The sequence below is a fragment of the Pseudomonas sp. NLJ1 genome (genome assembly GCF_049486705.1).
GTDB classification, from domain to species: Bacteria; Pseudomonadota; Gammaproteobacteria; order Pseudomonadales; family Pseudomonadaceae; genus Aquipseudomonas; species Aquipseudomonas inefficax.
Genome location: NZ_CP137735.1, coordinates 3,862,919 through 3,874,710, shown reverse-complemented (window position 1 = coordinate 3,874,710; position 11,792 = coordinate 3,862,919). Strand labels below are relative to the sequence as shown.

Sequence of the window (11,792 nt, the reverse complement as noted above, 5' to 3'; positions counted from 1 at the left end):
AGAACAGCGCTCCCTTCTTTCGTTAAAGGACATTCCCCATGCGTATCGTTGTTGCATTGGGCGGCAACGCCCTGCTGCGTCGCGGCGAGCCGATGACCGCTGACAACCAGCGCGCCAATATCCGCACCGCTACCGAACAGATCGCCAAGATCCACCCTGGCAACGAGCTGGTCATCGCCCACGGCAACGGCCCGCAAGTTGGCCTGCTGTCGCTGCAGGGCCTGTCCTACAAGCCCGACGAGGCCTACCCGCTGGACGTGCTGGGTGCAGAGACCGAGGGCATGATCGGCTACATGATCGAACAGGAACTGGGCAACCTGCTGGCCTTCGAAGTGCCGTTCGCCACCCTGCTGACCCAGGTCGAAGTGGACGCCAACGACCCCGCCTTCAAGGACCCGACCAAGTTCATCGGCCCGGTCTACGGCAAGGAAGAGGCCGAGCGCCTGGCCAAGGAAAAGGGTTGGGTGGTCAAGCCTGACGGCGACAAGTACCGCCGCGTGGTAGCCAGCCCGAAACCCAAGCGCATCTTCGAAATCCGCCCGATCAAGTGGCTGCTGGAAAAGAGCAGCATCGTGATCTGCGCCGGCGGCGGCGGCATCCCCACCATGTACGACGAGAACCGCAAGCTCAAGGGCATCGAGGCGGTGATCGACAAGGACCTGTGCTCTGCCCTGCTGGCGGAGCAGCTGGACGCCGACCTGCTGATCATCGCCACCGACGTCGATGCGGCCTACATCGACTGGGGCAAGCCGACCCAGAAAGCCATCGCCCAGGCGCACCCCGACGAACTGGAACGCCTCGGCTTCGCTGCCGGCTCCATGGGGCCGAAGGTGCAGGCGGCCTGCGATTTTGCCCGTAATACCGGCAAGGTGGCGGTGATCAGTTCGCTGGAAAACATCGAAGACATCGTCAAAGGCACTGCTGGTACGCGGGTGTCCACCGCCAAGCCAGGGATCAGCTACCGTTGAATGCAGTGGGCGGGCCGATGGGCCCGCCATTTTCACCTTCCAGAGGAGTCCGCCATGGCCCAGTACCAGCCCGGTCATGTACACATCGAGCGCACCGCGCTGAACAAGAACGACCACAGCTATGACCTGAACATCGAATACGAGGCCGCGTCGGATCCCAAGGAAGGCAGAGGCATCCAGTTCAAGATGCATGGCAGCATCGAAGGCAAGCCAGTGGAAGAAAAGTTCTTCCTGGCCAAGGACCAGGTGTTGCCCAGCTTCCTCATGCTACTGACCCGCAAGGCGCAGTCGTACCTGACGCCACCGAAGAAATTCGAAAACCTGAGTTCGCCGCACAAGCTTTATGACCATATGTTCGCGGACATTCGCGAAAAGCTTGATGTGAAGTCGGGCGATCCGATCAAGCCTGAACATCTGGAGTGATTTCAAGAACCGCGGGCTGCTTTGCAGCCCATCGCGACGCAAGGCCGCTCCCACAGGTTGGCCGCTGACCCCAAGGCCTGCGCGATACTTGTGGGAGCGGCCTTGCGTCGCGATGGGCCGCAAAGCGGCCCCGACAATGTTGAGGCATACTACCGCCCTCCCCAGCCACAACCGCACCCTCCCCATGCGCATCCACGTCAGCTTCATCGACCGCGTCGGCATCACCCAGGAAGTCCTCGCCCTGCTCGGTGCCCGCAACCTCAACCTGGACGCCGTGGAGATGGTCCCGCCGAACGTCTATATCGACGCCCCCACCCTCAGCCCCGCCGTGCTCGAAGAACTGCACGACGCGCTGTTCGAGGTGCATGGCGTGCGATCGGTGGAGGTGGTCGACATCCTGCCCGGCCAACGCCGACACCTGCAGCTCGATGCCCTGCTGGCAGCGATGAGCGACCCGGTGCTGGCCGTGGACAGCGCCGGCAAGGTGCTGCTGGCCAACCCGGCACTGATCGAGCTGTGCGGCCGTGAATCGGCCGGGCGCTCGGTAGGGGAACTGTTCGGCGACCCGGCGCTGCTGCAGGCACTGCTGGAAAACAACTTCCACCTGCCCATGCGCGAAATGCAGCTGAACGGCCACAGTCTGCTGCTGGATGCAACTCCCATTACCAACGCCGGTGGCCTGTTGACGCTGTACCCGCCGACGCGCATGGGCGAACGCCTGTCGGCCCTGCACCACGACCATGCCGAAGGCTTCGATGCCTTGCTCGGCGAATCACCGGCCATCCGCACCCTCAAGGCCCGTGCCCTGCGCGTGGCGGCGCTCGATGCACCGCTGCTGGTGCATGGCGAAACCGGCACCGGCAAGGAGCTGGTAGCCCGCGCCTGCCACGCCATCAGCAGCCGCCACGCGGCGCCATTCCTGGCCCTGAACTGCGCCGCGCTACCCGAGAGCCTGGCCGAGAGCGAACTGTTCGGCTACGCCCCCGGCGCCTTCACCGGCGCACAACGGGGCGGCAAGCCGGGGCTGATGGAGCTGGCCAACCAGGGCACGGTATTCCTTGATGAAATAGGCGAGATGTCGCCGTACCTGCAGGCCAAGCTGCTGCGCTTTCTCAGCGATGGCAGCTTCCGCCGGGTAGGTGGCGACCGCGAAGTGAAGGTGGATGTACGCATCATCAGCGCCACCCACCGCGATCTGGAGCGCATGGTCGCCGAAGGCAGCTTCCGAGAAGACCTGTTCTACCGCCTGAACGTGCTCAATCTGCAGGTACCGCCGCTGCGCGAGCGTGGCCACGACATTCTGATGCTGGCGCATTTCTTCATGCAGCAGGCCTGCACGCAGATCCAGCGCCCGCCCTGCCGGCTGACCCCGGCCACCCATTCGGCACTGCTGGCCAACCCTTGGCCGGGCAATGTGCGCCAGCTGCAGAACGTGATATTCCGCGCGGCAGCGATCTGCGAAGGCAACCTGGTGGATATCGGTGACCTGGACATAGCCGGGACATCGGTGGCGCGTGGCCAGGACGGCGACGTGGCGAGCCTGGAGCAAGCAGTAGGGGATTTCGAGCGTGAGCTGTTGCAACGGTTATATGCCAGTTACCCGTCGACACGGCAACTGGCGGGGCGTCTGCAAACTTCGCACACCGCCATTGCGCAACGTTTGCGCAAATACGGTATTCCAGGCAGAAGCTGAGGCTTTTTACCGCTTAACTTCAGATTACCCCTACGGGTCTGACCAATACTTCAACAATCACTGCTGCGAAAATGGCGCTCATCCAATTGATGGAGAGAGCGCCTCTCATGCTTGACCTCGACTTCTACGGCACATTAGTCGCCGCCTCACTGGTGCTGTTGTTGGGCCACGGGCTGGTGACACGTGTCGCTGTCCTGCGAACCTACAATATCCCCGAGCCTGTTGCAGGCGGCCTGGTCGTTGCCCTGATCTTGCTGGCCTTGCGCAGTTTCGACCTGAAAGTGCAGTTCGATACATCATTGCAAGCACCCCTGATGCTGGCGTTCTTCGCCACCATTGGCCTGAACGCTGACTTCGCCAGCTTGAAAAAAGGCGGGCGCGTGGTCGGAATCTTCCTGGTCGTGGTGACCGGCTTGCTCGTGGTGCAAAACGCCATGGGCATCGGCCTGGCCACGATGTTGGGGCTGGACCCGCTTATGGGCCTGCTGACCGGCTCCATCACGCTATCCGGCGGCCACGGCACAGGTGCGGCGTGGAGCAGTACCTTCAGCGAAAAATATGGCCTGGCCTCCGCCTCGGAACTGGCCTTGGCCTCCGCCACCTTTGGCTTGGTGCTGGGCGGACTGATCGGCGGCCCGGTCGCCCGCCTGTTGATCAGGCGCGTGCAAACGCCCGGCGCCGATCAGGCGATAGCGCACTTGCCAAAGGGCTTTGAAGAGCCTGAAAAAGAACGCCTGATTACGCCATTCTCATTCATCGAGACGTTGGCGCTGATATCGGTCAGTCTGCTTGGCGGCACCTTGTTGAATAGCCAACTGCAAGGCACAGCGTTTGAATTGCCGACTTTCGTCTGCGTATTGTTTGTTGGCGTCTTGTTGCGTAATGGTCTTTCTGCACTGGGCGTGTACCAAGTGTTCGAGCGCGAAGTCTCGGTGCTGGGCAATGTCAGCCTGTCGCTGTTCCTGGCCATTGCACTGATGTCGCTCAAGTTGTGGGACCTGGCAGCCCTGGCCCTGCCCTTCCTGATTATCCTGGCGGCACAAACGTTGCTCATGGCGCTGTTCGCAATCTTCATTACCTTCCGGGTCATGGGCAGCAATTACGACGCAGCGGTCTTGGCAGCCGGGCATTGTGGTTTCGGCCTGGGTGCCACACCTACCGCCATCGCCAACATGCAAGCCGTGACTCACCGCTTCGGACCCTCTCAGCTGGCGTTTCTGGTAGTACCGATGGTGGGTGCATTCTTCATCGACATCATCAATGTGATCATCATCAAGCTGTACCTGGCATTGCCGTTTTTTGTCGCAAGCTGACCCCATACACCCCGCTGTATTGATTTCGGTACAACGTATTGAAATCAATACAGAGTCCTTCAGATCCGTCTGTGCAAGGGTTTGATCCCCAAACCCTTTTCAATACCCCATCCGCTGTAGCGTTTTCATTCCACAAGAATGACAAAATGATTACGCATTCAAGTTAACACTTTGATTTATAACGGATTTTGCCGATTGGCCGCATTTTTGCTAAGGGAATCCCAACCCCAAGAGCGCGGAGCCACCGCGCCCAACGCCCTGCTTCCCGAGGATTCCCCATGAGCGAGTTGCGTTTCACTGAAGATCACGAATGGCTGCGCGTCGAAGCCGATGGCAGCGTTACCGTGGGCATCACCGCCTACGCCCAGAACGCCCTTGGCGATGTGGTTTTCGTGCAACTGCCAGAGTTGCAGCAGTATGAGAAAGGCAGCGAAGCGTCCACCGTCGAGTCGGTCAAGGCCGCCAGCGGTGTGTACATGCCCCTGACCGGCGAAGTGGTCCAGATCAACGACCAGCTCGAGGACAGCCCGGAACTGGTCAACGAAGACCCGATGGGCGAAGGCTGGTTCTTCCGCTTCATCCCCGCCGATGCCAGCGAAGTCACCGCCCTGCTCGACCAGGACGCCTATGACCGCCTGATCAAAGCCAACGACGACGCCTGAGGAACCCCGCCATGACCATCAACCTCGGCACCGCCAACGAATTCATCGCCCGCCACATCGGCCCGCGCGCCGCTGACGAGCAGGCCATGCTGGCCGCCCTCGGCTTCGACTCGCTGGAAGCCATGACCGCCGCGGTCATTCCCGACAGCATCAAGGGCACCAGCGTGCTCGGCTCGCACGACGGCCAGAGCGAAGCCGACGCGCTCGCCGCGCTCAAGGCCATCGCCGGCAAGAACCAGCTGTTCAAGAGCTACATCGGCCAGGGTTACTACAACACCTACACTCCGGCGCCGATCCTGCGCAACCTGCTGGAAAACCCGGCCTGGTACACCGCCTATACCCCGTACCAGCCAGAAATTTCCCAGGGCCGCCTGGAAGCGCTGCTGAACTTCCAGACCCTGATCAGCGACCTGACCGGCCTGCCGATCGCCAACGCCTCGCTGCTCGACGAAGCCACCGCTGCCGCCGAGGCCATGACCTTCTGCAAGCGCCTGTCGAAGAACAAGGCCAGCCACGCCTTCTTCGCCTCAGTGCACTGCCACCCGCAAACCCTCGACGTTCTGCGCACCCGTGCCGAACCGCTGGGCATCGAGATCGTGGTCGGCGACGAGCGCGAGCTGAGCGATGTCAGCGCCTTCTTCGGCGCCCTGCTGCAGTACCCGGCCAGCAACGGTGAAGTGTTCGACTACCGCGAAGTGGTCGAGCGCTTCCACGCAGCCAATGCCCTGGTCGCCGTTGCCGCCGACCTGCTGGCCCTGACCCTGCTGACCCCGCCGGGCGAGTTCGGTGCCGATGTGGCCATCGGCAGCGCCCAGCGCTTCGGCGTGCCACTGGGCTTCGGTGGCCCGCACGCGGCCTACTTCTCCACCCGTGACGCATTCAAGCGCGACATGCCGGGCCGCCTGGTCGGTGTGTCGATCGACCGCTTCGGCAAGACCGCACTGCGCCTGGCCATGCAGACCCGCGAACAGCACATCCGCCGCGAAAAGGCCACCAGCAACATCTGCACCGCCCAGGTGCTGCTGGCCAACATCGCCAGCACGTTCGCCGTGTATCACGGCCCGGCCGGCCTCAAGCGCATCGCCGAACGTACCCATGCCCTGACTGCGATCCTGGCCGCCGGCCTGAAAACGCTAGGCGTACAGGTAGTGGGCGCCAGCGCTTTCGACACCCTGACCCTGGCCACCGGCAATGCCACTGCCGGCCTGCATGAAAAGGCGCGCGCCCAGGGCATCAACCTGCGCCAGATCGACGCCGCCCACGTGGGCCTGTCGCTGGACGAAACCAGTAGCCAGGCCGATGTCGAGGCCCTGTGGCAGCTGATCGGTGGCGACCAGGCCCAGCCGGACTTCACCGCCCTGGCCGCCAGCACCGGCTCGCTGCTGCCTGCCGCCCTGCTGCGCCAGTCGGCCATCCTCGCGCACCCGGTATTCAACCGCTACCACAGCGAAACCGAGCTGATGCGCTACCTGCGCCGCCTGGCCGACAAGGACCTGGCGCTGGACCGCAGCATGATCCCGCTGGGCTCGTGCACCATGAAGCTGAACGCCGCCAGCGAAATGATCCCGGTCACCTGGGCCGAGTTCGGCAATCTGCACCCGTTTGCCCCAGCCGAGCAGAGCCAGGGCTACCTGCAGATGACCACCGAGCTGGAGGCCATGCTCTGCGCCGCCACCGGTTACGACGCCGTTTCGCTGCAGCCCAACGCCGGCTCCCAGGGCGAGTACGCAGGCCTGCTGGCCATCCGCGCCTACCACCGCAGCCGTGGCGAAGGCCACCGCGATATCTGCCTGATCCCGTCGTCGGCCCACGGCACCAACCCGGCAACCGCGCACATGGCCGGCATGCGCGTGGTGGTCACCGCCTGTGATGCCCGCGGCAACGTCGATGTCGAAGACCTGCGCGCCAAGGCCATCGAGCACCGCGAGCGCCTGGCTGCGATCATGATCACCTACCCGTCGACCCATGGCGTGTTCGAGGAAGCGATCGGTGAAATCTGCGCGATCATCCACGACAACGGTGGCCAGGTGTACATCGACGGCGCCAACATGAACGCCATGGTCGGCCTGTGCGCCCCGGGCAAGTTCGGTGGCGACGTTTCGCACCTGAACCTGCACAAGACCTTCTGCATCCCGCACGGCGGTGGCGGCCCGGGCGTCGGCCCGATCGGTGTCAAGTCGCACCTGGCGCCGTTCCTGCCCGGCCACGCGCAGCTGGAAAACACCGAGGGCGCGGTTTGCGCCGCGCCGTTCGGCAGCGCCAGCATCCTGCCGATCACCTGGATGTACATCCGCATGATGGGCGGTGCCGGACTCAAGCGTGCCTCGCAGATGGCGATCCTCAACGCCAACTACATCGCCCGTCGCCTGGAAGAGCACTATCCTGTTCTGTATACCGGCGGCAATGGCCTGGTTGCCCACGAGTGCATCCTCGACCTGCGCCCGCTGAAGGACACCAGCGGCATCAGCGTAGACGATGTGGCCAAGCGCCTGATCGACTTCGGCTTCCACGCCCCGACCATGTCCTTCCCGGTTGCAGGCACGCTGATGATCGAACCGACCGAAAGCGAGTCCAAGGAAGAACTGGACCGCTTCTGCGATGCGATGATCCAGATCCGCGAAGAAATTCGCGCGGTCGAGAACGGCAGCCTGGACAAGGACGACAACCCGCTGAAGAACGCCCCGCACACTGCGGCCGAGCTGGTTGGCGAATGGGCCCATGGCTACAGCCGCGAGCAGGCGGTGTACCCGCTGCCGAGCCTGGTGGAAGGCAAGTACTGGCCGCCGGTCGGCCGGGTCGATAACGTGTTCGGCGACCGCAACCTGGTGTGCGCCTGCCCGTCGATCGAGAGCTATCAGGACGCCTGATAGCCCCTCCCCCGCCACCTACCCTTGGATGGCGGGCCCTGTGGGAGCGGGTTTACCCGCGAATACGATTGTGGCTTTACCGCCGCATTCGCGGGTAAACCCGCTCCCACAGGGTTCAATGTCCACCCAGCATCTCTGGCAGGAGGTCCCATGTCACTGAGCGTCTTCGACCTGTTCAAGATCGGCATCGGCCCCTCCAGCTCCCACACGGTCGGCCCGATGCGCGCAGCCGCGCGTTTCGCCGAAGGGCTGCGCCGTGATGGCCTGCTTGCCCACACATCCAGCGTCAAGGCCGAGCTGTATGGCTCGCTCGGCGCCACCGGCAAGGGCCACGGCAGCGACAAGGCCGTGCTGCTGGGCCTCGAAGGCGAACACCCCGATGTCATCGACACCGACACCATCCCTGCCCGCCTGCAGGCCATCCGCGACAGCGGGCGGCTGAACCTGCTCGGAGAGCACGGCATCGCCTTCACCGAAAAGCAGCACCTGGCGATGATCCGCAAGCCGCTGGACTACCACCCCAACGGCATGATCTTCCGCGCCTTCGACGAGGCAGGCCTGCAAATCCGCAGCCGCGAGTACTACTCGGTGGGCGGCGGTTTCGTGGTCGACCAGGACGCCGCCGGACACGACCGCATCGTCGAGGACAGCACACCACTGGCCTACCCTTTCAAGACCGCCAAGGAGCTGCTCGGCCATTGCACCGGGCAAAACCTGTCGATCAGCCAGGTAATGCTGGCCAACGAGGCGGCCTGGCGCCCCGAGGCGGAAACCCGTGCCGGGCTGCTGCGCATCTGGCAGGTGATGCAGGATTGCGTCGAAGCCGGTTGCCAGCATGAAGGCATCCTGCCTGGCGGGCTGAAGGTCAAGCGCCGGGCGCCGGCGTTGTACCGCCAACTGAGCCGCCACCCCGAAGCCAGCCTGCGCGATGCCCTGTCGGTACTCGACTGGGTCAACCTCTATGCCCTGGCGGTGAACGAGGAAAACGCCTATGGCGGGCGTGTGGTCACCGCGCCTACCAACGGCGCGGCGGGCATCGTCCCGGCGGTGCTGCACTATTACATGCGCTTCGTACCGGGTGCCAACGAGGACGGGGTAGTGCGGTTTCTGCTCACCGCCGCAGCCATTGGCATCCTGTACAAGGAAAACGCCTCCATCTCCGGTGCCGAAGTTGGCTGCCAGGGCGAGGTCGGCGTGGCCTGTTCGATGGCCGCCGGGGCGCTGTGCGAAGTGATGGGTGGCAGCGTGCAACAGGTGGAAAACGCTGCCGAAATCGGCATGGAACACAACCTGGGCCTGACCTGCGACCCGATCGGCGGGCTGGTCCAGGTGCCTTGCATCGAGCGCAACGCCATGGGCTCGGTGAAGGCGATCAACGCAGTGCGCATGGCCTTGCGCGGCGACGGGCAGCACTACGTGTCGCTCGACAAGGTCATCCGCACCATGCGCCAGACCGGCGCCGACATGAAAAGCAAATACAAAGAGACCGCCCGTGGCGGCCTGGCCGTCAACATCATCGAGTGTTGACCCGACAACAACAGCAAGGAGTCACCGATGTCCGAAACACTGCTCAAGACCCCACTGCACGCCCTGCACCTGGAACTGGGTGCGCGCATGGTGCCGTTCGCCGGCTATGACATGCCGGTGCAGTACCCGTTGGGCGTGCTCAAGGAACACCTGCACACCCGCGAGCAGGCCGGCCTGTTCGATGTCTCGCACATGGGCCAGATCACCCTGCGCGGCGGCGATGCGGCCAAGGCCCTGGAAAGCCTGGTGCCGGTGGATATCATCGACCTGCCGGTGGGCATGCAGCGCTATGCCATGTTCACCAATGAGCAAGGCGGCATCCTCGACGACCTGATGGTCGCCAACCTGGGCGACGACACGCTGTTCCTGGTGGTCAACGCCGCCTGCAAGGAGCAGGACCTGGCCCACCTGCAAGCGCACATCGGCAGCCGTTGCGAGGTGCAGTCGCTGTTCGAGCAGCGCGCCCTGCTGGCCCTGCAAGGCCCGGCGGCGGTCAAGGTGCTGGAGCGCCTGGCGCCGGAAGTGGCCGGCATGACCTTCATGCAGTTCCGCCCGGTGAAACTGCTCGGTGAAGACTGCTTCGTCAGCCGCTCGGGCTACACAGGCGAAGACGGCTACGAAATTTCGGTACCGACACATGCCGCCGAAGCCTTGGCCCGCCGCCTGCTGGCCGAGCCCGAAGTACAGCCGATCGGCCTGGGTGCGCGCGACTCCCTGCGCCTTGAAGCCGGCCTGTGCCTGTATGGCCACGACATGAACACGGAGACCACGCCGGTGGAAGCCAGCCTGCTGTGGGCCATTTCCAAGGTTCGCCGTGCCGATGGCGCGCGTGCCGCAGGCTTCCCGGGTGCCGAAGCCATCTTCGCCCACCAGCGCGATGGCGTGGCGCGCAAACGTGTGGGCCTTTTGCCGCAGGAGCGTACGCCAGTACGTGAAGGCGCGGATATTGTCGATGCAAGCGATAAACCTGTAGGCAAAGTGTGCAGCGGCGGCTTCGGCCCGACACTCGGTGCACCTGTAGCAATGGGTTATATCGATAGTGAACATACTGCTATCGACACGCCACTGTTTGCCGTTGTGCGCGGAAAGAAGGTTGCCTTGAAAGTCAGCAAAATGCCTTTCGTGACACAACGTTACTACCGGGGCTGAAGCTGCTTTGTGAAGGTTGCGGTCAGCTTCGACATATTCGTTTTCGAACCTGTCCAATAACTTTTGGAACATGGCGCCAGGCCAGGCGCCATGCCGTGTCCGACAAATCGGTCGGTTATCGGCAAACGGCCGATTTTCCATACGACCAAGGGCTTGTTTTTCGCTCGGGAGTTGGCGTAGAGTCACTGCACTGTGTTTGCATGGGTCGCAACAGTTCGTGACCTGGGCCAGTAGCCGCAATCTGCTACAACCCGTTCGACGTCTCTTACTTTCCTGCAACCCAGCCCAGTAATCTTTTGCTTCCTGTTATTGCAAAAGAAACTGTCATCAAAATTCAAGCTTCATAGGAAATAAGACAATGGCTGAGCGTCAGAACGGTACCGTCAAGTGGTTCAATGACGAAAAAGGTTACGGTTTCATCACCCCAGAAAGCGGTGCTGATCTGTTCGTGCACTTCCGCGCTATCGAAGGCAACGGCTTCAAGAGCCTGAAAGAAGGCCAGAAAGTCTCCTTCGAAGCAGTGCAGGGCCAGAAAGGCCTGCAAGCTGACAAAGTTCAGGTTCTTGGCTAAGCCGAACCCGACTTCAAAAAAGCCCCTGCCAAGTGCAGGGGCTTTTTTTTGCCCGTAGAATAGCCGCTTCGTCTTCTGGAGCCGTTCTGCATGTCCAAGCCTCTGCTTTCACCCAAGGGTGATTTTCCACCGGTCGGCCTGGGCCGGCGCCTGGCGGCGATGTTCTATGACTTCCTGTTGTGCACGGCGCTACTGATCGTGACGGCCGGCGCCTATAAGCTGATCCAGATGGCGATCATCGGCGAAGCACGCATGCGTGAGCTGACCGAGGCTGGCGCACTCGACGGCGACCCACTGCTGTCCACCGTGCTGCTGTTCGTCCTGTTCGGTTTCTTTGCCAAGTTCTGGACCCATGGTGGGCAGACCCTGGGCATGCAGGTGTGGGGTGTGCGCGTGCAGAACACCGATGGCACGGCCATCAGCCTGTGGCAGGCGCTGCTGCGGTTCGTGGTGTCGATTGCCTCGTGGCTGTGCCTGGGGTTGGGTTTTTTCTGGGTGTTGGTCGACAAGCGCAAGCGCGGTTGGCATGACATCTATTCGGAAAGCCAGCTGGTGCGGGTGCCGAAGCAGAAGAAGTGAGCTGAGACTTGTATTGCCTGTGCTGACCTCTTCGCGGGTA

10 protein-coding genes are annotated in these 11,792 nt (G+C 62.8%); all 10 read left to right on the top strand.

The genetic code is table 11. The features are described from left to right. The first annotated feature begins 38 nt into the window (after positions 1–38). The 10 genes from arcC (at position 39) to R9B85_RS17530 (ending at position 11,752) form a co-directional block, all read left to right on the top strand. Positions 39–968 carry a carbamate kinase gene (gene arcC, locus R9B85_RS17575; RefSeq protein WP_063911395.1) on the top strand — a complete coding sequence of 310 codons (930 nt, stop codon included), beginning with the start codon at positions 39–41 and terminating at the stop codon, positions 966–968. 54 nt (positions 969–1,022) lie between these two features. Beyond that, the gene (locus tag R9B85_RS17570) at positions 1,023–1,391 is read left to right on the top strand and encodes a DUF5064 family protein (protein WP_063911394.1); all 369 of its coding nucleotides are present in this window, start codon (positions 1,023–1,025) and stop codon (positions 1,389–1,391) included. Between the two features lie 184 nt (positions 1,392–1,575). Further along, positions 1,576–3,084 carry a sigma-54-dependent transcriptional regulator gene (locus R9B85_RS17565; RefSeq protein ID WP_112250820.1) on the top strand — a complete coding sequence of 503 codons (1,509 nt, stop codon included), beginning with the start codon at positions 1,576–1,578 and terminating at the stop codon, positions 3,082–3,084. Positions 3,085–3,191: 107 nt separating this feature from the next. Continuing rightward, complete coding sequence (gene gltS / locus R9B85_RS17560; protein ID WP_112250818.1) at positions 3,192–4,397, top strand: sodium/glutamate symporter; 1,206 nt, start codon at positions 3,192–3,194, stop codon at positions 4,395–4,397. A 278-nt stretch (positions 4,398–4,675) separates the two neighbouring features. After that, positions 4,676–5,059, top strand: coding sequence for a glycine cleavage system protein GcvH (gcvH, locus tag R9B85_RS17555; RefSeq protein WP_112250816.1), 384 nt, complete (start codon positions 4,676–4,678; stop codon positions 5,057–5,059). Between the two features lie 11 nt (positions 5,060–5,070). After that, entirely contained in the window at positions 5,071–7,926 is a 2,856-nt protein-coding gene (gene gcvP / locus R9B85_RS17550; protein ID WP_423770406.1) for an aminomethyl-transferring glycine dehydrogenase, read from the top strand. A 150-nt stretch (positions 7,927–8,076) separates the two neighbouring features. Then, positions 8,077–9,453, top strand: coding sequence for an L-serine ammonia-lyase (locus tag R9B85_RS17545; RefSeq protein WP_313852950.1), 1,377 nt, complete (start codon positions 8,077–8,079; stop codon positions 9,451–9,453). Between the two features lie 27 nt (positions 9,454–9,480). Next, positions 9,481–10,602, top strand: coding sequence for a glycine cleavage system aminomethyltransferase GcvT (gene gcvT / locus R9B85_RS17540; protein WP_112250810.1), 1,122 nt, complete (start codon positions 9,481–9,483; stop codon positions 10,600–10,602). Positions 10,603–10,960: 358 nt separating this feature from the next. Next, positions 10,961–11,173 carry a cold-shock protein gene (locus tag R9B85_RS17535; protein WP_028631500.1) on the top strand — a complete coding sequence of 71 codons (213 nt, stop codon included), beginning with the start codon at positions 10,961–10,963 and terminating at the stop codon, positions 11,171–11,173. Between the two features lie 90 nt (positions 11,174–11,263). Next, on the top strand, positions 11,264–11,752 hold the full coding sequence (locus R9B85_RS17530) for an RDD family protein (protein WP_112250808.1): 489 nt from the start codon (positions 11,264–11,266) through the stop codon (positions 11,750–11,752). Positions 11,753–11,792: the final 40 nt, after the last annotated feature.